Below are 19905 nucleotides of genomic sequence, written 5' to 3'. Positions count from 1 at the left end.
CCTTACGCGTTCTCGAGCGAGTTCCACAGATCGACATGACGCGCCGCGGTCTGGCTCCACGAGTTCGCGACGCAGTAGTCGCGCGCCGTCGCGACGACGCGCTCGCGCAGGTCGTCGTCGTCCAGCAGCCGGGCCAGGCCCTCGGCGAGGCCTTCCGCGTCGCGCCCCGCGCGGTGGACGGCGTCGCACTGGTCGTCGAACCAGGGCGTGTCGGACACGAGCACCGGGACGCCCGTCGACAGCCCCACCAGCACGGCCGAGCTGGCCGAGAAGTGCTCGAACGCCTCGTAGTGGAAGACGAGCACGTCCGCCTCGGCGGCGAGCCCGGCCACCACCTGCTCCAGCGGCAGCCAGTCCGAGTGGTACCGCACGGGCACGCCCGCCGGCCACCCGGCGAAGTTCTCCCGCCTGCCGGGATTGTGGCTGAACACCACCACGTCGCAGCCGGGGACGGTTCGCAGCGCCTCGGCGAGCCGGCCGTGGCCCTTGTACGGGTCAGGAAAGCCGAAGAGGCCAACCGTGCGCCCTCGGCGGGTCTTGCGCGGGAAGCTCCAGGTCTCGCAGCCGAGCGGGATGTGGCGGACCTCCTTCGTGGGGTGGCGGGCCCGCAGCAGCGCCGCGCCGCCGCTGGTCGCCGCGACGAGCGCCCGGGCGCGTCCCTCCCACGGCTCGGCCGTGCGCAGCACGGCGTGCTCGGTGACCACGAGGGCCGTCCCAGCGGCGTGTGCGCGCGCCGCGAAGCGCTCGAGCGCGTGCGGGTCCATCAGCGACGGCTCGTGCTGGACGTGCACCAGCGACCGGTTGGCGAGCGCCGGCTCGGCCGCCGTCAGGCCGGCCGCCGGCACGTTGCGGGCCAGTCTCGTGGTGAACGCGGCGACGCCGCAGTGCCTGCCCAGCGAGGTCACCCACAGGGTGCGGGGCGCCGGCCGGCGCCCGGCCGGCCAGCCGGCGCTCCCGACGACGTCGAGCAGGCCGGGCCCGAGCGACCAGATGTTGCGGTGGCCCGCCACCCAGGCCGACGCCGCGCGGCCCAGGTCGCGCGCCTCGTCGCGGTGCCCGTCGACCCAGCGCAGGTGGCGGACGACCGCGCCGAGGTCCGGCACCGAGCGGTGGCCGGCCGGGGTTCCGTCCGGCGCGGGGTAGGGCACCCGGCCCGCGGCCGGCACCGGCAGCACGAGACCGCCGGCGTCCCGGCAGACGTCGGCCTGGCCCTCGGCGTCCAGGGCGATCACGGGCAGCCCCGTGCCCATGCCCTCGACCAGCGGCAGTCCGAAGCCCTCGTTGCCGAGCGCCAGCAGCACGTCCGCCTGCTGGTACCAGTGCCCGATGCCGCCGGTGGGTTCCCGCTGGTCGACATAGCTGATACGGGGATCGTCCGGGGCGTAGTTGTGGTAGCCGTACGTCGTCTTGATGATCAGTCGAGCGTCCGGGTCACCGGCGAAGGCCTCCTTCCAGGCGGCGATCGCCAAAGGGGTGTTCTTGCGGTCGGCGACCGGCCCGACGATCAGGCTGACCAGGCCCGCGCGCCTCTCCCGGGGCTGCCAGTGGTACACGTCCGGATCCGCGCCGAGCGGGACGACGTGGACAGGCCGAGTGACACCGCCCGCCCGGCAGATGTCGGCGACGAAGGTGGACGGGACGATCACCGCCCGGACGTCGCGCAGGATGTCGACCCACGCCCGCGGGAACCGGTCCGACTCCCACATGGTCGAGACGAACAGGTTCCGGGAACGCAGGATCTCGCCGGCGTGGGCGCCGAGCCAGGTGTGCAGGATCGTCGGCTGCCCGGCAAAGGGCGCCGGCGCCTTCCGCGTCAGCGCGCGTACCTCGTCGCGCAGCGGCGTGGACCCGACCAGCGGCAGCGCGCGCACCGCCGCCCCCGCCCGGCTCAGCGCCAGAGCGAGGTACTCCGCGGTCGTCTCGTAGCCGCCAACCCCGAACGCGGCGGCGACCGTGACGGCGATCGCCGGTGTCTCAGCCCGCCTCGCCGGCGCGGCGCGGCCCGTGCGCAGCGCGGTGTAGAACGGCCGGTCGGCGCCGAGCAGCCCCGCGACCTCCTCCAGCGACGCCGGCGCCCACTGGCGCGTGCCGAGTTGCAACGACGAGGTGTTGCGCCCGTGCACCACAGCCACCATGAGCGACCGGTCCGCCAGAGCGACCACCCGGTGGCCCGGCAGCCGGGCGACGAAGGCGCTGTCCTCGCCGCTGTTCACCTCGAGAAAGGGCGCGGTGCTCCAGGCGGCGCGGCGGTAGACGAGCGAGCAGCCCGCGACGTGGCCGTTGTGCCCGTTCCCGCCTGCTTGGCCGTTGTGGCCGCCGTCGCCGCGGTAGAGCCAGGCGTCAGCCTGCGGCGCGCGGTAGTGGAGCAGCTCGGACAGCCCGCAGGCATCCGCCTCCGCGGCCAGCAGCGCGCCGACCTGGCGGCGCAGCCGGCGCGGCGACGACCAGTCGTCGTCGTCCCAGTGGGCGATGAGCTCGCCGGTCGCGTGTTGGCAGGCGAGGTTGCGCTTCGCGCCCAGCGGCCGGACCGCGTCAAGGCGCAGGTACCGCACGCGCGGGTCGTCCGGCATCAGGTCGCCGACCGCGTCGTTGCCGTCGTCGACGACGACGAGCTCGGTGTCCGGGTAGTCCTGCCGCAGGAAGTAGCCGACCGCCTGCGCGACGAACGGGCGGCGGTCCCGGGTCGGCATGATGCAGCTGACCCGGGGCAGCCTGTGGCCCGGGTCGCCCGGCTCCGCGGTGCCCGCCGCCGCCCACGTCCGGTCCGTCACGGCCGCCGCCTGGAGACGGCCTCGGAGACGGCGGCCCGCAGGCCGGAGGCGGAGACCTCGGCCAGCGCACGCGCGCTCGGGCGCAGCTCATGTGCCCAGACCTGCCGCGCGTCCGGGGAGATCGCGAACAGGCCGAGGCCCGGGTGCTGGCACAGCAGGCCCTCGGCCGGCGGGTAGCTCCAGGGGGCCTCCACGCCGACCATGACCACGTCCGGGCGCCCGGCCAGGATCCGCCCCGGCGGGCTGCCAGACGGCAGCACGTCGATGACGACGTCGGGTTCACGGGCGAAGGCCTCGACCACGACGTCGACCAGCAGACCGGGCAGGTCGAGCAGCGCGATACGCGTGGTCACACGCCCACGATGACGCGGCCGGGCCGCCGAAAAAATGGAGCGAAAGGTTCAGCGAAGCGCCGGAAAGGACCGGTACCGGTCCCCTTTCGCGGCCACTCACGAAGGGGCGGCCACGGGGCGCTGATCGTCCTGGGCATACACAGGCTGTGAAGGAACCGAGCCGGTCCGCGCCGCCCGGAACACCGCCACGGCCTCGCCACGGCGAGAAACGCCGAGCTTACGGAGAATGTGGTGGACGTGGTTCTTCACGGTGCGTAGTTCAATGCCGAGCCGGTCGGCGATCTGCTGGTTCGAAAGTCCGTACTCCAGCAGCCCGAGGATCTGGTCCTCTCGCTCGGTGAGTACCGGTACCCGCTGCCGCTCGGCAGCCAGGTGGGCAAGGCGCTGCATCAGCGCGGCCGTCACGCGCGGCGAGCAGAAGCTCTCCCCGACGACCACTCGGCGCACCAGTCGCATGAGCTGGCTGAACGGCTCGTGGCGCAGCAGGAAGCCGGAGATCCCGGCCTCCACACACGCGATCATCTCCTCCTCGGAGTCGCCGACGCCGATCCCGATGACCCGCGCGGACGGCGCCGCCCGGCGCAGCCGGGCCATCAGGGCACGGCTTTCCAGGGTGGCCAGGTTCAGCAGGACGACATCCGGCGCGCCGCGGGCGAGGGCGGCGTCGACCGACGGCCCGTCCTCGGCGCAGCGGACGTCGGCGACGTCCGGCTCCCGCCCGACTATGGCGGCGAGCCCGTCACGGTAGAGGCGAGAGTCGTCGACGACGAGGACGGACAAGCCCTTGGCCGCCCCGCCCCCGGTCATTTTTCCATGCCAGGGCTGGTCAGGCATCTTTACCCCCGTGCCAAGCAGCCACGCGTTACCGCCGCGTTGAACCTCCGCGATTTTAGTTCCATTCCCGGAAGGGATCGGCTTGTTTACCGAACTAGTCCAGATCTTTCGCGTCTTGGCCAGGTGTGGGCGCATGCTGGTCTGCCACCCCTGGTGATGTTGAGTTGTGCCGCGTGGTCCGGGTGCGGCCGTGGCGGGTGCCCCACTGGCGCAACCAGCCTTCCCACCGACCCGACCAGCGACCGACGCAAGCCCACCAGCCAGTCCTAGATCCAGAGCACTCGTTTCGGGGGAACGGCTGCGGCGTGGTCAGGGAGATCGCCGATCGGTCATGGTGCGTAGGGTGGTGGGCGCAGCGTGATCCGTGCCGCCTGGCCTGGGGAGTGTGACGATCGATGGCTGGCCGGTTCCAGCCGGCTGGTCCGTGCCGGCCTGGAATCGACTACATGGTCCCGGCGGTGTCACGGTTGCCGGAGGTTCCCGACCTGGTGGAACAGGAAGGGTACTTCGTCGTACACGCCCCGCGGCAGACCGCGAAACGACGACGCTGACCGCGCTCGCCGAGGAACTGACAGCCAAAGGCCGCTACGCAGCGCTGCTGTTCTCCTGCGAGGCGGGGCGCGCCGCCGGCGACAACCACGGCGCCGCGACTCGCGACATTCTCTCCCGGATCCGCGCCGCGGCCAGCACGGCGCTGCCCGCGGACCTGCGCCCGCCGCCGTGGCCGGAGGCGTCGGAAGGCACCCTTCTCGCGGCGGGCCTCGCGGCCTGGGCCCAGGTCTGCCCCCGGCCGCTGGCACTGTTCTTCGACGAGATCGACGCGCTGAGCGGGCAGAGCCTGATCAGCGTCCTCAGCCAACTCCGGGACGGCTACCGGGCCCGCCCGACCAGCTTCCCAGCCTCGATCGCGCTGTGCGGCCTCCGCGACGTCCGAGACTGCCATTCCCCCGAGATCGCTACGCGATCCCGCCCCCACCGGCCGCACCGCCACCGTCCTGCGGGCGTAACCCCTCCCTCATCAAGCTCTCAACACCCAGGCGGGTCCCGCACCAGGTCAGAACTCAGATTCGGACCGTTGACAAGCGACATCCGGCAGCCCGTTCGCATCTGCCCGGTTGCGGCTTCCGGCGGGCGCCAGTACTACTTCAGGGCGGCGGCGAGCCGGCGCCACTGCTCGCGCGGAAACGCTCGGGGATCGGCCGTGAGGACCTGCACCGCGACGTGATTGGCACCGGCCGCGTAGTGCTCTCCGACCCGGCGCCGGATGGCTTCCTCGTCCCCCCAGGCGATGAGGGCGTCGAAGAGGCGGTCGCTCACAGACGCTACCTCTTCGGGGGCGAACCCCATCCGGAGCAGGTTACCGGCGTAGTTGGGGCGTGCGAGATACCCGCGGAGCCAGTCAGTTCCGATCGCCCGTGCCTCTTCCGCGCTCTCACAGAGGATGACCGTCTGCTCGGGCAGGACGAGTGGCCCCTCGCCGAGGAGCTCGCGGGCCCGCTGGGTGTGGTCCGGCGTGACGAGGTAGGGATGGATGCCGCGAGCGCGCTCGCCCGCGAGCTGAAGCATCTTCGGCCCCAGCGCGGCAAGAACCCGCCCCGTGCGTGGGACCGGCCGCGCGGCCGTGTCGAGGGCGTCGAGAAAGCCTCTCATCGCTGCCAGCGGCCGCTGGGGACGGCCGGGCTCCACGGCATCGGCCGCTGGGGCGTGACCGACGCCGACACCCAGCAGGAATCGATCACCGTGGGCGGCGGACAGTGACGCGTGAGAGGCCGCTGTCTCCACGGGGGTGTGCATCCACAGGTTCATCACCCCGGTACCGACGACGATCCGGCGAGTCGCCGCCAACAGGTGGCCAACCGAGTCGAACAGCGGGCCTCCGCCATCGGGAATCCACACCGCGGCGAACCCCAGATCCTCAAGTTCGGCAGCGGCGTCAGCGGCCTCAGCCTGGTCGCCGTAACGCAGATGGACGCTCCATACACCTACACCAGAAAGATCCATAACATCCCTATGCTGAGAGTCGAATGACTACGTCGATGCCTGGTCCCGCGTCGAGACCAGGCGCTGCTGGCATGCCTCTCTCATCTGCCTCTGGACGTGTTTTGCGGCCGTGTCTCATTCGGCACTGACGGCTCCGCTTGGGATCGCGTTCCCGTCAGGCGGGCCGGGTGGTGTCGGCGGAAGCCGTCAACTCACGCGGTATTTCGGTTCCGGTTGGCGCGTGTCGCCCTCCGGGCGAAATTTCCGCGCTCTCGTTCCGCGAGACACGGAGCTTCATCGCGGCAGTCCTCCCCGGGCGACGAGCCGCTCGGCGATGATGGTGCGCTGGATCTCGTTGGTGCCCTCGCCGACAATCATCAAAGGCGCGTCCCGGAAATACCGCTCGACGTCGAACTCGGTCGAGTAGCCGTAGCCGCCGTGAACCCTGACGGCCCCGAGCGCCACCTCCATGGCGACCTCCGAACAGAAGTACTTCGCCATACCGGCCTCAAGATCAGCGCGCCCGCCGGTGTCGTAGCACCGGGCCGCGTGCAGCAGCAGCTGGCGGGCCGCGGTCAGCTTGGTCGCCATGTCCGCCAGATGGTTGCCGACGGACTGGTGCCGCCAGATCGGCCGGCCGAACGACTCGCGCTGCTGCGCGTAACGCGGCGCGTCATCGAACGCGGCGCGCCCGGACCTCCTCGTCGACGAACTCACGGACGAGGTCGACGATGGCCCGTTCATACGGATCGATATCCGCGATCATGCGAACGCACCGCCAAGCAGCCGTCCGGCCAACCAGTTGTTCACCTGCCGCACGCGCGGCCTCCATCCCGGGAAGGATCTACAGGGCGTCCGTTGCGCGCTGACTGCCGACTCCAAGAGTGGAGACTCGGTCCTCGGCGAACGCGAAGCGGGTCTTCGCCCGGTCGAACAGGACCTTCTCGTCCGCGATGACGGCGGCGACCAGTTCGGGGTGCTGGCGCGCGTCCCGCTTCTCGTCGGTGAACGCCGCCAGGTCGTCGTACCAGATCTCCGTGACGACGTCGTACTCCGGCTCCAGGGGGTCCCCACCGGCGACAACATTCCCCATCGGGTGCAGGAAGTGCCGCTCGTACCGCCTGGCCCTGGTCGCGAGCTTCTCGACGAGCGGGACGTGAACGTTCTCGTAGTGCTCGACGAACTCGGCCAGTGACAGCCCTGGCTTGCGCTTCAACAGCATGATCACTTTGATCATGGCGGTTCCGTCCTTCGGGTGGAGTCGGTCACCGGGCGGCGACCTGTGGAGGAGTGGTCAGCCGAACGCCGGCGCGGAGGCGGCGACCATGGTCGACGGCGCGGCAAGGGCGCGCAGCCCAGCGCGAATCCGGTCGAGCCACATGCCGCGAGCGGTGTGGAGACAGTCGACAGCGTCGGCCCGCACCGTGGTGTAGAGGATGTGTGCGAGGTAGTCCGTGTTCTCACCGGGGCGCGCGGCGGCAACCAGCGGAGTGAGCCCGGTCGCCGCCGCGAGGATCACCTTCCGGTCGCGGGCGGCATCGTCCCGTTCCGTCCCGACGGTCACCAGCACGCATCCCGCCCAGTCGCAGGCCCTTCCCGCGGATCGGACCGCCGGTCCGGATCGTAGCACTCTAACCGTACCAGCGGTCCGGTAACGGGGAGCGACGGGCCGCGACGGGCAGTCGGTCCACAGAGGCCCCGCACGACCGGTACCTGTCATCGGCGGCGTCGTGCCGGCCAATGACGCCCGCCTCGACCCGCGGGCGCCCAAGGCCGGGAACGCGCGGCACCCTGCGCGCCCAACCGACTGGCCGACTGCCGTCGGACGTACCGTCGCCTCTGATGTCCGTCGCGAGGGGCAGCATCGCGGCTGGCATACGCCCGAACGATCACGGTCCCGAGGGCCTGGCTGCCGCGCCCATGACCCAATCCGAGAGCACCGCGAGTGCGCCTTCTGGATCGGCGGGCGGCGCGTCAGGGAGTTCGAGTGGGTTGCGCGTGAACCGGGGCGCCGGCGCCGGCTGCCACACGCCGTCGCGCTCGACGAGGGTCCCGCGCGCGGCAAGCTGAGGGTTCGCGCGTGCCTCGTTCCAGGTGAGCACGGGTGACACGCAGGCATCGGTGCCCGCGAACGCCGCTGCCCATTCGTCTCGCGTGCGCTCGGCGAACCGCGTGCTCAGGACTGCGCGCACCTGCGCCATACCCGCGGGATCGTTCGGCGGGGGCAGGGCGGCCGCGTCGATCTCCAGCACCCGCAACAACTCTGCGTAGAACCGCGGCTCGAGCGCCCCGACTGCCATCCAGTGCCCGTCCGCGGTGGCGTAGACGTCGTAGTTCGGCTGACCTGTGTCGAGGCGGTTGCGTCCGCGCCTCTCGTTCCAGAGCCCATGTGCCAGTTGGCCAAGAACGTACGTCGTCAGGTGGGCCGTCCCGTCGACAATTGCCGCGTCGATGACGTCTCCCTGCCCGGAGCTTTCGCGCTCGAGAAGGGCGGCGAGCACGCCGACCACGAGGAACAGTGACCCGCCGGCGAAGTCACCGAGCAGGTTGATCGGCGGCTGCGGCGGGCCGTCGGCGCGGCCGATACCGTGTAGTGCGCCGGTGACGGCGATGTAGGTGATGTCGTGTCCTGCGGCCTGCGCCCACGGACCCTCCTGCCCCCAGCCGGTCATTCGCGCGTAGACGAGCCGCGGATTGCGTTGCCTGCAGATGTCTGGCCCGACGCCGAGTCGCTCGGCCACTCCTGGTCGGTACGGCTCGATGAGAACGTCGGCGCGCTCGCACAGAGCAAGGAACGCATCGCGGTCCGCGGCCACTTTGAGGTCGAGGACGACGCGCCGGCGGCCGCGGAGGATGACGGGCTCGGCGACGTCGCGCGCTTGGCCGGGCCGCTCCACGCGCACGACCTCCGCGCCAAGGTCCGCCAGCAGCATGGCCGCATAGGGGCCGGGACCGATGCCTGCCAGTTCAAGGACGCTTATGCCACGCAACGGCCCTCTGGCCGAATCCGTCATTAGGGCCATCCCTTCACCGTGAGAACGAGGCTCCGAACGTCGCCACCGGAGGTCGGAGCCGACGGGCCTACTCCGGGATGCCACGCGCCGGCTGCCTTCATCCGACGGCGGCCACCTTGCTAGCGGTCTGGGCGGGGCCGCCAGCGCCGGTACTGAAGCAAACGCCTCGACGTCGCTGACTCCCGCGGCCCACGGACCCTGCTCGTATACCGTCGTGTTCTCGGGGGTCGCCTCCGGCGCATCCCCGGTGATGATCGCGACCTTGGTGCCATGGGTGTCACATGCCCGCGGCCGCCCCGGTGTGTGGCGGCCTGAGGTCGGCGTCGAGGTAGCGAAGCGCGATGTGGGCGCGCGCGACGTCGAGGGTTCGCATCACCGATACGGACTCCGCGAGTGGCATGACGTCGCTGTCCAGTTGGCCGGCCCGTAGCCGCTCGTGCACGTGGCGGATCTGGTGGTGCAGACCGCCGCCGGGTCCGCTGCTGCCCAGGTGACCGCGGTGCGCGTTGTCGCTGGCCGCGGGCAGGTGTAGTCGTTGGGTGCCGGGCCGCCCCCGCAGCAGGAGCTCGTCCGGGCAGTGCATGAACGCGGGCAGCTCGATGCTCCCGTCGGTGCCGAAGATCCTGGCGATACAGCCGAGGCTGACGCGCAGCGACGCGCGAGTAAGCGCCATCGCGCCGTGTCGATAGTTCATCAGGACGGCGACATGCTCGTCGGCGCCGGTGGGTCCCTGCTGGCCGAGCGCGCTTACCCGGTCAGGTTCGCCCAGCAGCATGCTGGCCAGCGAGACCGGGTAGACGCCAAGGTCGAGCAGAGCGCCGTCGCCCTGCGCATGATCGAACAGACGGTGGCCCACCAAGGAGGGGAACCGCAGGCCGAGCTCGCCGTCCACTCCGAGCACGGTGCCGATCGAGCCGGCGGCGACCAGTTCCCGAAGATGCACATAGGTGGGCAGGAAGCGGCTCGACATCGCCTCCATCAGGAACCGGCCCTGCGCGCGGGCCGCGGCCACCATCTCGCTGGCCTGGGCCGCGTCGAGGCCGAACGGTTTCTCGCACAACACGCCTCGCCCGGCGCGCAGGAACATCGATGTGTGACGGTGATGGTGGGACGAAGGCGTGGCGACGTACACGATGTCGACGCCGTCGTCGGCCGCGAGTTCGCCGTAGGAGCCGTGCCTTCGCCCTCGCGGTACGCCGCACCACTCACCGAAGTCCTCGGCTGCCGCCGGGTCGTGGGACCCGACGGCCACCAGCTCGGCGTCGGGCAACCGGTTCAGGGCCACGGCGAATCCACGAGCGATCTCACCGGTGCCGGCGATGGCCCACCGGAACGACATGCCAGATCCTCACTAACTATCGAGACGCCGGTGCCGGGTCAGCCGCGTCGAGCTGGCATCTCGAAGCCGGTGAGGATGACGGCGTTGCTGTCGGCGGCAGCCCACCGCAGCGGTTTCGCCTTCTCGTACCCAGCCGACTCGTACCAGGCTCGGGCGGCTTCCACCGACTCGAACTCGACGAGCACGGTCCGGTTTCCGTGCCAGGTCCCCTCGAGAAGCTGAGGCTGTGTGTCGACGGAGAGGACCTTGGCCCCACTCTCGATCATCGATGGCGCGGAGGCCCGGCTGTAGGCTTCCATCCCGGCCGGGTCCTTGATGGCTTCCGTGACGATGACGTATCCCTTGGCCATCCGTGTTCCTCCGGTGTCCTGGTATCTGATGGTTGTGTGGTCTGCCTGTGTGGCAACAAGCGCGGCCCGCTGTCAGGGCAGCGGTTCGGCCACGCGATCGAGCACGGCGTCGGCGCCGTCGATGACGTTCGGCTGATGCCAGATCTCCACACACATCGCGACCATGATCAGCGAGTGCACGAGCTGGAGCAGGTGGTGGGCGTCGTCGGGCAGGCCGTCGAGCGGGAACTTGTCGCAGTACCCGAGCGCCTCCCCAATCCGGGGGAAACCCGCCTGGTAGAAGGCCTCCAGTTCGGCCATGGTGCTCGCCATGCGTCGCGCGTAGCGTTCCGCCTCGGTCGCCAGGCACCACGTGGCGGCGAAGGGCTCCAGATCGGAGAAGTCCGCGGGAAGTACAGCCTCGGTCATCGCGTCACACTCACCGGATGCGCACGCTGGTAGTCGTCGACCCAGGACGCGACCGAGTTGTGGAAGTGGCGTACCAGCAGTTCCTGGTCGTTGAGGGGGAAGTCGTCGCGGACGGCCCGTGATTCCAGGCCCTGCTGGGTTCCGACCAGCATCCCGGCGTCCTGGAGCGCGAACTCCTTGAACATGACGACGGCGCACTCCTGGGCCGCGCGGTCGCTGGCGGTCCTGGCCGGCGGGAAGAACAGCGACCCCTCGAAGCGGTGGGTGTTGTGCGACGTGGGCCAGTAGCGGTAGAGCATGTACCAGCCGGTCTGCCAGATCAGGATCTCCATGTTCGGGAAGATCTGGAAGTTGCTCATCTGCCAGGCCTTGATCCCGCCGGGATTCACTCCGGGCAGGTCGTCACCGAGGTCGGGCTCGTTCCAGGGGCCGAACAGGCCGCTGCGGGTCGCGATCTCGATCGGGTACTGGTAGTCGGTGGGCCACAGCCGGCGCGGCGGTCCCGAGGTGGCGACCATCCGGTGCGGTCCGTCCAGGTTGTAGTACGGCGCCTCGAACCCGGGCATTTTCGGCCGGGCCGCCGGGGTCGCCTCCTGGGAGTGCAGGACCGGCACGTGGTAGTACTCCTGGAAGGCGTCCAGGAAGATCTTCCAGTTGCACCGGATGTCGGCGGTGAAGTCGTACCGTTCGGTGAGCGCGTCGAACGGGTACCCGCCGAGATCAGTGACCATCGCGCCCAGGAAGACCTGGAGCGGTTCGGGACTCTCCGCCAGGTTGATGAAGATGAAGCCGGCCCACACCTCGCAGTGCACCGGAACCAGGCCGTAGTCGGCCTTGTCGAGGTCGAAGAACTCCCCCTCCTGCTGGACGAAGGTGAGCTTCCCGGTCAGGTCGTACCGCCAGCCGTGGTACTTGCAGGTGAACGCCCGGCAGGAGCCCGCCGTCTCCGCACGGGGGTAGTCGTTCCACATCAGCTTGTTACCGCGGTGGCGGCAGATGTTGTGGAACGCCCGCACCTGGCCGGTCAGGTCACGTACCACGACGAGCGAGGTCGCCGCGACCTCGATCTCCTTCGTGAAGTAACTGCCCACGCGGGGCACGTCCTCGACCCGCCCGACATTCAGCCAGGCCCGCTTGAAGATCGCCTCACGCTCTGCCTCGTAGAACTCCGGCGAGATGCAGTCCTCATAGGACAGCACCCCCGTCCCGACTCCGGGGAAGTGTTCGGTCCAGCTCCCCTCGGCGGGCTTGGGATAAAGAGCCATCGCGTACGTCCTCTCCATCTCGGCTTACGACAGACGGTGGTCCCCGCCGGACGCCGGGGACGCGCTTCGCGCGCGTCGGACCCGGCGCCCGGCGCAGATGCGAACGAGCGCGGTCAGACCACCGGCTCGGCTGTGACGGTCAGGTACGCGGCGCCGCTGTCGGGCACCCGCGCCTGCTTCCAGACCTCGACCGGGAAGGACACCATGACCAGCGATTGCATGAGCCGCAGCAGGGTGCGGGCGTCCTCGGGCAGATCGTCGTACGGGTGTTCGTCGCAGTAGACGATGGCCTCCTCGAGACGAGGAAAGGCCGCGTCGTAGAACGTCTGCATCTCCACCAGCGACGAGTCCAGCCGACGCGCGTACCGCTCGGACTCGGTGGGCAGCGCCCAGGCCAGGTACGGCTCGAGGTCGGCGAACTCAGCGGGCAGCGGCATCGGTGTACTCCTTGACGCGGTCGGCGACGACCTTGTGCAGGTGCCGGAGCAGGATTTCCTGGTCATTGAGCGGAAACTCCGAGACGACCCGGGAGGCGAGCATCGACTGGGTCGCCTCCAGGGTGTTTCCGTCCTGGAGCGCGTACTCCTTGAACGTGACGGTCGCAAGTTCCTGGGCCAGCCGCTCACGGGCGCTCCTCGCGGGGACGAAGTACAGGTTCGCCTCGAAGAGATGCCTGTCGACCGCCGTCGGCCAGTAGTTGTAGGTCAGATACCAGCCGGGCGCCCAGAACAGCAGCGTGAAGTTCGGGAAGAACTCGAACGAGTCAGTACCCCACGACGGCGACCGGGACGGGTTGATCGACGGAGGCAACGGGTCCAGGCCCTCGATCGCGGGCCGGTCCCACGGGCCGAACAGGCCGCTGCGCAGTGCCCGCTCGATCGGCTTGACCATGGACGGGTCCTTCGGCGGAGCCATACCGCCCCACGAGGACACCATCGAGTGCGGGCTGCTCAGCTCGTAGTGCAGCGCCTCGAAGCCATAGCCGACGAGCTTCTCCGCCTCGTTCTTCACCGCCTGCTTGTGGTGCAGCACGGGGGCGTGGTAGAACTCCGCGAACGCGTCGATGAACAGTTTCCAGTTGCTGCCCACCTCGGCCCGATAGGTGTAGACCGAGGTCATCTCGTGGAACGGGTACCCCTCGATGCCCTTGGCCAGGTCGCCGAGATACTCGGTCAGACTCTCCGCCGGCTCCAGGTTGATGAAGATGAACCCTTCCCAGACGTCGCAGGCGACCTCCTTGAGGCCGTACTGGTCCTTGTCGACGCCGAAGAACTCCCCCTCCTGCTGGATGAACGTCAGCTTCCCGGTGAGGTCATAGCGCCACGCGTGGTACTTGCAGGTGAACTGCCGGCAGACACCGGCCGACTCCTCACCGGGAAAGTCGTTCCAGACCAGCTTGTTCCCCCGGTGACGACACACGTTGTGGAAGGCGCGGATCTTCCCGTCCGCGCCCTTCACGATGATCAGCGACGTGTCGAGGACGGCCAGTTCCCTGGTGAAGTAGCTGCCGGTGCGCGGGAGCTTCTCGACCCGGCCGACGTTCAGCCACGAGCGACGGAAGATGGCCACCTTCTCCAGCTCGTAGAACGCCGGGTCGACGGAGTCGGTGTAGTCCACGGGGGCCGTGCCCAGCTCGGGGTAGTGCTGGGTCCAGCTCCCCGCCGGGGGCTTGGCGAAATGGGGCACGGGGCTTCTCTCCTCTACGAGGTCGAGGCGGTATTCGCTAACGCGCGAGCGGGACGGGCTGGGCCGGAGCCAGGAACGCTCAGGCCGTCGGCCACAGCGAAGGCCGTGGGCGAACGACACCGGTCCGCGGAGACTCAGGTACGGGACTGACGATCCAGACCTGGCCGAGTCAGACCGCCGGCGTGAGCCGCGCGGGCCGGGCGGCCATGAACGCGGTCAGCTCACGGGCGACATCCGGCCCGGATGGGGTGTAGACGACCTCCGAGAACCCGGCCGATCCGAGACGCGCGAGGGTCTTGGCGACACGCGCGGCGTCACCGATCATCATCCTGGTATCGATGTGGTCGAGCAGCCCGCGGTCGCGGTCCGGCAGGTGGGTGACGTGACCTTCGAACGTGAGCAGATGCCGCTCGCCCTCGGGAGCCAGCGCCTCCAGCGCCTCGCGCCAGACTCGGCCGCCCGGCATCGCGTCGACCGCCTCGGCGCCGCCGCGGGCATAGGCGTTGTGCCAGTCGACGACCCGCCACGGCCCGACCGCCTCCCGGACCCGAGCCGACCCCGGCTCCTCCCCCGGGTCGAGCACCGTGCCGGACATGATCGTCGCCGCCGGGAGAGTCGGATGCGGCGGGCCGATCACGCCGTCGGCCAGGTCGGCGGCCATCGCCGAGCCGCGCGGGCCGAAGACGCTCAGCCACAACGGAACCTCGACCGGACGCGCCGCCGCGAGCCCGTCCGCGTGCAGCATCCGGACTGGCTTCCCGTCGACGACGGTGGTCTGACCCGCGAGCAGGCCGCGCAGCGCGGTGACGTAGGCGGCCAGCGCGTCCAGGGTCATCGGGCGCTGCCCGACTGTCAGCCGGGCGGTGAACCCGGTGCCGAAACAGGCCAGGAACCTGCCCTCGGAGATCCGGGCGAGGGTGGCCACCGCGCTCGCCATCGCCATCACCGACCGCTGCTGAGGGATCAGAACCGCGGTGCCGAGCCCGATCCGGGTCGTCCGCGTCGCCGCCAGCGCCAGGTGGACGAACGGGTCCTCCCACAGCGGCGCCGAGTCATAGATCCACACCCGGGCATAGCCCAACTGCTCGGCCAGCACCGCGAGGTCCGCGAAGTCCGGCCCCGGCGGTAAGCCACAGGACAACGCGATGCCAGGCTTCTCGAAGCCCATTAACTCCACTCCTCCCACACGACAGCGGACAGCGGCACGAGTCACCGCGGCGGCACGCTGACCGGGCCTCGGCGCCAGTAACAATCGGGGTCCGAGGGGTCGCACCACCGGACCGGCGGTCCGCTTACGGGTTACGATACGGACCGACGGTCCGCAGGGCAACCGTCGCGGCCAACCAGTCGCGACTGAGGAGGAGAAGCGCTGATGACCGCCCAGCGGGAACGAGCCGACGCGGCGCGCAACCGGGAGGCGATCCTGGCCGCGGCAGCCGAGCTGTTCGACCGCACCGACGCCGGGACGGTCTCGATGAACGACATCGCCGAGGCCGCCGGAGTCGGCAAGGGCACCCTCTTCCGCAGGTTCAGCGACCGCGGCGCCCTGATCGAGGCCGTCCTCGCCCGCCGCGCCACCGCACTGCTGCGCAGCGAGAAGGACCCGGGGTCGGACGCCGGTCCGACCGAACCCGTCCCCGCGCTGCTGTCCTACCTCGACGATCTGCTCGACTTCGTCTGGGCGAACCGCTCACTCATCCGAGCGCTCGACCACAGCGGCCCGAACGGCTACTACACCAGCCCCGCCAGCCAGCACTGGATCGCCGAGCTCACCCGGCGGATCAGCGCCGCACGCCCCGGCGTGGACGCCGACTACCTCGGCCACATCCTTTACACCGCCGTACGCGCCGACGCGGTCGACTACCTTCACACCGCCCGCGGCATGTCACTCGACCGAATCCGCGCCGGCCTGCACGCCCTCGCCATGCCAGCCCTCGCCGAACACCCGGCCATCGCCTGACCCGGCCCCGAAGGGCTCGCGGCTGATCACAACCACGGCGAGGCGGCGACGTGGCGCTTCGGTGATCAGCAGTCGTCGCGGCACCGGTGACAGCTTGCCCGCGCTAGTAGCGCGATGATAGTTTGCCACCGGACTAACGCGCGCTAGTGACCGGGCGGACCCTGCCACGGAGCGAACGCTGATCCCGGTGTCGGGCCGCTCCTCCTCGCTCCCGTGCTCCGCTCACGACCACGATTCCCGACCGCCTCGCCTCGTTGGTGGCCGGGCTGGACATCGCGAGAGGGAAACGTATGCCCGTCGCCCTGGACCGCCGTACCCGTCTCGACGCCGACCTGCGCAAGGTCACGATGGAGGACTTCCTGGCGAGCGCGTTCCCTGATCTCGCCGCCCGTCACGGCGCGCTCGTCGCGCAGGGGGTCGAGCGGCTCGGCGCGGCGCCGCTGGCGATCGAGATCGGTGACCGTTCCTGGTCCTTCTCGGCCGCCGACGGCGGCCTAGCCGTCTCGCCGGGCGTCGCCGACGGCGCGCTCGTCGTGACGTTCGACGCGGACCAGTTCTCCGACTGGGTGCAGAACCAGCGGTCGTTCAACGCCATGATCACCGTGCGCGAGCTGCGGTACCGGGGCGGCGACGAGCGAGACGTCTCTGTCTGGGACTCGTTATGGCTGACACTGCTCGAAGGCTGGCCGGTCGTGGACGACGGGATCGAGTTCCTCGACCGCCATGGGGCGCCGCTCGACCTCGGCCGCGTTCTCACCCCAGACGACGATCCCGCGGACGTCGCGCACTTCCTGCGCGAGGCCGGCTTCCTCCACCTGCGGGGCTGGGTGGACCCGGTCGCCATGCGGGAGGTCTCGCAGGACATCGACCGCGCGCTCCCGGACTATCACGAGGGCGATGGCCGGTCCTGGTGGGCGACCCTGGCCGACGGAACCCGCCGGTGCGTCCGGCTCCAGGACTTCGTCGCCCGGTCTCCGCGGACCGCGGCCATCGTGGGCAGCGATCTCTGGGACCGACTACGTCAAACCCTGGCCGGAAACGACGATCTCGTTCAGCGCCCCGTCGGGGGCAAGGGTCTGGAAGCGCTCATCAAGCCCAAGGGGGTCGTGAGCGGCGCGTCGGACGTCAGTTTCCACCGCGACTGCCACTTCGGCCGGCACGCGTATCAGTGTTCGGGCACGGTCGTGGGGATCGCGGTCACGGCGAGCGGCGCCGCGAACGGGCAGCTGCGCGTCGTCGCAGGCTCCCACCGGGTTCTCATGCCGGTGGAGATCGCCAAATCCCGGCCCTACCTGCCGGTCGTCGCCGTCCCGACCGAACCGGGCGACCTCACCGTGCACCTGAGCTGCACCCTGCACGAGTCGACTCCGCCGCTCGTCCAGGAACGCCGCGTCATGTACACGGGATTCGGTCTCGCTCCACGCGACGCGGGTGCCACGGGCGGCCAGGCTCTCGCCGAGCTGCGCGAGCGGGTATCCAGGATTCTGCTCGATCAAGGCGCCCGCGCATGAGGACTGGCCGCGAACAAGCCGGTGACAGGTAACCCCCGCGTGCTGGCGCGGCACTCGCCACGCGCGCTGCGCACGTTGTTCGCGCACGCCGGCGACGGTGGGCGGCTACTCGTCGGCGGCTACGCGCTCATCCTCGTCGACGCCGTCGCGCAGAGTCTCACGCCGGCCGTCTTCCGGGTCGCGCTCAACCGCATCCAGCACGACCCGCACCAGTTCGTCCGCTCCGGTTGGCAGGGACCGGTGGTGGCCGCGGCCGCCATGGCGGCGACCTTCCTCACCGCGGCGTACCTCGCGCACACCTGGACGCGCCGCGGCGCGGCGCGCTGGGCCACCAACCTGCGGCGCACCCTGTACGAGCACGTGCAGCGCCTGTCGATGGACTTCTTCCACCGCTCGCGCGTCGGCGACATCGCCGCCCTGATCAACCAGGACATCGAGCGCCTGGAACTCGCGGTCTGGCAGGGCATGGTGCTGTGGTGGGCGGTGGCGCTGCTGGTCATCTCGGTGGGGCTCATCGCGTGGGTGGACCTGTGGATGGCGCTGCTCGCGCTCGGGCTGCTCGCCGTGGCCGTGGTGTGGACGCTGCTGGTCCTCCCGCGGCTTCGCCGCCGCGGCCGCGACATCAGAGACGAGCTCGGCAGGACCTCCGGGACGCTCGCCGAAATGCTCGGCGTGAACGCCCTTCTCAAGGCGTTCAACGCCGAGGACGACGCTCTCGGCCAGGTCCGCCGCGGCACCGAACGGGTCCGGGCCGGCTCCGAGGCCCTCGCGCGGCTCCAGCACCGCTACGCCGACCCCCTCGGCTTCCACCTCGCGTTCGTCGCGCCGTTCCTGCTCCTGTTCATCGGTTCCTGGCGCACGGCGTCAGGAACGCTCAGCATCGGCGACGTCGTCGCCATCTGGGGGTTCTGGCTGCGCGGGTCGAGCGCGCTCACGCAGGTCATCACCACCCTGCCAGAGGTCATCACCGGGCTGGCCGCCAGTGAACGCGCCGCCGAGCTGCTCGAGGAACGGCCCGCCGTGGCCGACGGTCCCCACGCCCCCGCCCTCGCCGTCACCGACGGTCGCGTCGCGTTCGAACACGTCTCGTTCGCCTATCCGGGCCGCGCCTCGCGCCCGGTCCTCGACGGCTTCGACCTGACGATCCGGCCCGGCCAGACGACCGCGCTCGTCGGCCCCTCCGGCGCGGGGAAGTCCACCGTCGCCCAGCTGCTGCTCCGATTCTTCGACCCGGTCGACGGCCGCGTGACGATCGACGGCCACGACCTGCGCGACGTCACACAGGCCTCGGTACGCGCCGCAGTCGGCGTCGTCTTCCAGGACTCCGTCCTGCTCAGCGGCTCACTGGCCCGCAACCTGCGACTCGCCAGACCGACCGCCACCGACGAGGAGATCGAACACGCGCTCCACGAGGCGAACGCCTGGGAGTTCGTGCGAACCTGGGACGACGGGATCCACACCGAGCTCGGCGAACGCGGCGTCACGCTCTCCGGCGGCCAGCGACAACGCCTCGCCATCGCCCGGGTAATGCTGAAGGACCCCGCGATCGTCGTCCTCGACGAGGCGACGAGCGCGCTCGACGCCGCCAGCGAACGCCTCGTGCTCGGCGCCCTCGACCGGCTCCTCGCCGGCAGGACGTCCCTCGTCATCGCCCACCGCGTCACCACCATCCGCGACGCCGACCAGATCGTCGTCGTCGAGCGGGGACGGGTCGGCGACATCGGCACCCACGCCTCGCTGCTCCAGTCGTCGGCGACGTACCGCTCCTACTACCGCGAGCAGGCGGTGGCATGACCTCACCTTCGCGGAGATGCCCGCCGGGCAGATGAAACTCGTCTCCCACCGGCGACGCGCGGTCGGTGGCGCCCCGCACGAGTACGAACCGGATCGGGTCGCTGGCCCCGGCGGTCGGCGGGTCTCACGGATCGTAGCGGCAGAGGGTGCCGGTGCGGATCGCGTGGTGGAACCCGCGGCCGCGCCCGGATTCGACTCCTGGCTGCTGGTAGCCCGCCATCAGGTCGCCGCCGCGCACGAGGCCCGACTACGCGACGCGGCGGCGGCACGGCTGGCCGCCGGACAGGCAGACGACGCCGTCCGGTACGCCGCCTACGCCGTATCGCGCAACCCGTTCATCGAACACAACCACGAACTACTCGCGCGCGCCTTCACGATGGCCGGTGACCACACCGCGGCCCACCGCCAGCTGGCGCTGGCCGACAAGCTGCGACGGCGGGAGCTGACGGCTCCTCGAGCCAGCCATCACGACGCGGCCGTGGATAGGTCCACCGGCGCTGGACCAGCTCGCGATGCCAGCGCGGCAGCTCCGCACGCCCCGGCTCCGCACAACGCACCAGACCCTGGAACGGAAATGAACGTAACTATGGGCGCGCCAGAATGACCCCAGTGGCCCTTGCCCGCTCGGACGTGGGTGTGG

18 protein-coding genes and 1 pseudogene are annotated in these 19905 nt (G+C 70.4%); 4 read left to right on the top strand and 15 right to left on the bottom strand.

The genetic code is table 11. From position 1 onward, the window contains the following. Positions 1 to 2: 2 nt before the first annotated feature. From I6A81_RS35650 to I6A81_RS35580, 15 genes and pseudogenes are all read right to left on the bottom strand, one after another. A complete protein-coding gene (locus I6A81_RS35650; RefSeq protein WP_203005301.1) occupies positions 3 to 2771 on the bottom strand; it encodes a glycosyltransferase in 2769 nt (922 codons plus the stop codon). After that, positions 2768 to 3124: a hypothetical protein gene (locus I6A81_RS35645; RefSeq protein WP_203005300.1), complete on the bottom strand. Its 357-nt coding sequence runs from the start codon at positions 3122 to 3124 to the stop codon at positions 2768 to 2770. The genes I6A81_RS35650 and I6A81_RS35645 overlap by 4 nt, the downstream gene beginning before the upstream one ends. A gap of 96 nt (positions 3125 to 3220) precedes the next feature. Beyond that, positions 3221 to 3931: a LuxR C-terminal-related transcriptional regulator gene (locus tag I6A81_RS35640; RefSeq protein WP_203005299.1), complete on the bottom strand. Its 711-nt coding sequence runs from the start codon at positions 3929 to 3931 to the stop codon at positions 3221 to 3223. 1167 nt (positions 3932 to 5098) lie between these two features. Next, on the bottom strand, positions 5099 to 5959 hold the full coding sequence (locus I6A81_RS35635) for a TIGR03620 family F420-dependent LLM class oxidoreductase (RefSeq protein ID WP_203005298.1): 861 nt from the start codon (positions 5957 to 5959) through the stop codon (positions 5099 to 5101). Positions 5960 to 6232: 273 nt separating this feature from the next. Continuing rightward, a pseudogene (locus I6A81_RS35630) lies at positions 6233 to 6631 on the bottom strand (acyl-CoA dehydrogenase family protein); the annotation flags it as partial. A gap of 151 nt (positions 6632 to 6782) precedes the next feature. After that, the gene (locus tag I6A81_RS35625; RefSeq protein ID WP_203005297.1) at positions 6783 to 7175 is read right to left on the bottom strand and encodes an EthD domain-containing protein; all 393 of its coding nucleotides are present in this window, start codon (positions 7173 to 7175) and stop codon (positions 6783 to 6785) included. 57 nt (positions 7176 to 7232) lie between these two features. Continuing rightward, positions 7233 to 7502 carry a hypothetical protein gene (locus I6A81_RS35620; protein WP_238429854.1) on the bottom strand — a complete coding sequence of 90 codons (270 nt, stop codon included), beginning with the start codon at positions 7500 to 7502 and terminating at the stop codon, positions 7233 to 7235. A gap of 325 nt (positions 7503 to 7827) precedes the next feature. Continuing rightward, a complete protein-coding gene (locus I6A81_RS35615) occupies positions 7828 to 8952 on the bottom strand; it encodes a CaiB/BaiF CoA transferase family protein (RefSeq protein WP_203005296.1) in 1125 nt (374 codons plus the stop codon). Positions 8953 to 9229: 277 nt separating this feature from the next. Then, positions 9230 to 10291, bottom strand: a complete 1062-nt coding sequence (locus tag I6A81_RS35610) for a Gfo/Idh/MocA family protein (protein ID WP_203005295.1) — start codon at positions 10289 to 10291, stop codon at positions 9230 to 9232. Positions 10292 to 10329: 38 nt separating this feature from the next. Then, a complete protein-coding gene (locus I6A81_RS35605) occupies positions 10330 to 10641 on the bottom strand; it encodes a DUF1330 domain-containing protein (RefSeq protein ID WP_203005294.1) in 312 nt (103 codons plus the stop codon). A gap of 72 nt (positions 10642 to 10713) precedes the next feature. Then, positions 10714 to 11049 (bottom strand): hypothetical protein, encoded by a 336-nt coding sequence (locus tag I6A81_RS35600; protein WP_203005293.1) that lies wholly within the window; start codon positions 11047 to 11049, stop codon positions 10714 to 10716. Next, positions 11046 to 12314 (bottom strand): aromatic ring-hydroxylating oxygenase subunit alpha, encoded by a 1269-nt coding sequence (locus I6A81_RS35595; RefSeq protein ID WP_203005292.1) that lies wholly within the window; start codon positions 12312 to 12314, stop codon positions 11046 to 11048. The genes I6A81_RS35600 and I6A81_RS35595 overlap by 4 nt, the downstream gene beginning before the upstream one ends. A 113-nt stretch (positions 12315 to 12427) precedes the next feature. Beyond that, a complete protein-coding gene (locus tag I6A81_RS35590; protein ID WP_203005291.1) occupies positions 12428 to 12751 on the bottom strand; it encodes a hypothetical protein in 324 nt (107 codons plus the stop codon). Beyond that, entirely contained in the window at positions 12735 to 14000 is a 1266-nt protein-coding gene (locus I6A81_RS35585; protein WP_203005290.1) for an aromatic ring-hydroxylating oxygenase subunit alpha, read from the bottom strand. Before I6A81_RS35585 ends, I6A81_RS35590 begins: the two co-directional genes overlap by 17 nt. 169 nt (positions 14001 to 14169) lie before the next feature. Next, on the bottom strand, positions 14170 to 15168 hold the full coding sequence (locus I6A81_RS35580) for an LLM class flavin-dependent oxidoreductase (protein ID WP_203005289.1): 999 nt from the start codon (positions 15166 to 15168) through the stop codon (positions 14170 to 14172). Between the two features lie 204 nt (positions 15169 to 15372). Between I6A81_RS35580 and I6A81_RS35575 the strand changes: the two genes are divergently transcribed. The 4 genes from I6A81_RS35575 (at position 15373) to I6A81_RS35560 (ending at position 19869) form a co-directional block, all read left to right on the top strand. Continuing rightward, positions 15373 to 15960, top strand: a complete 588-nt coding sequence (locus tag I6A81_RS35575) for a TetR/AcrR family transcriptional regulator (RefSeq protein WP_203005288.1) — start codon at positions 15373 to 15375, stop codon at positions 15958 to 15960. 290 nt (positions 15961 to 16250) lie between these two features. Beyond that, positions 16251 to 17471 (top strand): phytanoyl-CoA dioxygenase family protein, encoded by a 1221-nt coding sequence (locus I6A81_RS35570; protein WP_203005287.1) that lies wholly within the window; start codon positions 16251 to 16253, stop codon positions 17469 to 17471. A 21-nt stretch (positions 17472 to 17492) separates the two neighbouring features. Continuing rightward, positions 17493 to 19265, top strand: coding sequence for an ABC transporter ATP-binding protein (locus tag I6A81_RS35565; protein ID WP_307875142.1), 1773 nt, complete (start codon positions 17493 to 17495; stop codon positions 19263 to 19265). Positions 19266 to 19428: 163 nt separating this feature from the next. After that, positions 19429 to 19869, top strand: coding sequence for a hypothetical protein (locus I6A81_RS35560; protein ID WP_203010430.1), 441 nt, complete (start codon positions 19429 to 19431; stop codon positions 19867 to 19869). The last annotated feature ends 36 nt before the right edge of the window (positions 19870 to 19905 follow it).

Origin of the sequence: Frankia nepalensis (genome assembly GCF_016786325.1) — a bacterium.
Classification (GTDB): domain Bacteria; phylum Actinomycetota; class Actinomycetes; order Frankiales; family Frankiaceae; genus Pseudofrankia; species Pseudofrankia nepalensis.
Note: the sequence above shows the minus strand (reverse complement) of the source record. Positions and strands in the feature narration are given on the sequence as shown.

What these genes read in the sequence shown, in the direction of transcription:
- I6A81_RS35640 (WP_203005299.1), bottom strand. Translation starts at nt 3,931, where the DNA reads ATGACCGGGGGCGGGGCGGCCAAGGGCTTGTCCGTCCTCGTCGTCGAC.
- I6A81_RS35635 (WP_203005298.1), bottom strand. Translation starts at nt 5,959, where the DNA reads ATGGATCTTTCTGGTGTAGGTGTATGGAGCGTCCATCTGCGTTACGGC.
- I6A81_RS35625 (WP_203005297.1), bottom strand. Translation starts at nt 7,175, where the DNA reads ATGATCAAAGTGATCATGCTGTTGAAGCGCAAGCCAGGGCTGTCACTG.
- I6A81_RS35615 (WP_203005296.1), bottom strand. Translation starts at nt 8,952, where the DNA reads ATGACGGATTCGGCCAGAGGGCCGTTGCGTGGCATAAGCGTCCTTGAA.
- I6A81_RS35610 (WP_203005295.1), bottom strand. Translation starts at nt 10,291, where the DNA reads ATGTCGTTCCGGTGGGCCATCGCCGGCACCGGTGAGATCGCTCGTGGA.
- I6A81_RS35605 (WP_203005294.1), bottom strand. Translation starts at nt 10,641, where the DNA reads ATGGCCAAGGGATACGTCATCGTCACGGAAGCCATCAAGGACCCGGCC.
- I6A81_RS35600 (WP_203005293.1), bottom strand. Translation starts at nt 11,049, where the DNA reads ATGACCGAGGCTGTACTTCCCGCGGACTTCTCCGATCTGGAGCCCTTC.
- I6A81_RS35595 (WP_203005292.1), bottom strand. Translation starts at nt 12,314, where the DNA reads ATGGCTCTTTATCCCAAGCCCGCCGAGGGGAGCTGGACCGAACACTTC.
- I6A81_RS35590 (WP_203005291.1), bottom strand. Translation starts at nt 12,751, where the DNA reads ATGCCGCTGCCCGCTGAGTTCGCCGACCTCGAGCCGTACCTGGCCTGG.
- I6A81_RS35580 (WP_203005289.1), bottom strand. Translation starts at nt 15,168, where the DNA reads ATGGGCTTCGAGAAGCCTGGCATCGCGTTGTCCTGTGGCTTACCGCCG.
- I6A81_RS35575 (WP_203005288.1), top strand. Translation starts at nt 15,373, where the DNA reads ATGACCGCCCAGCGGGAACGAGCCGACGCGGCGCGCAACCGGGAGGCG.
- I6A81_RS35570 (WP_203005287.1), top strand. Translation starts at nt 16,251, where the DNA reads ATGCCCGTCGCCCTGGACCGCCGTACCCGTCTCGACGCCGACCTGCGC.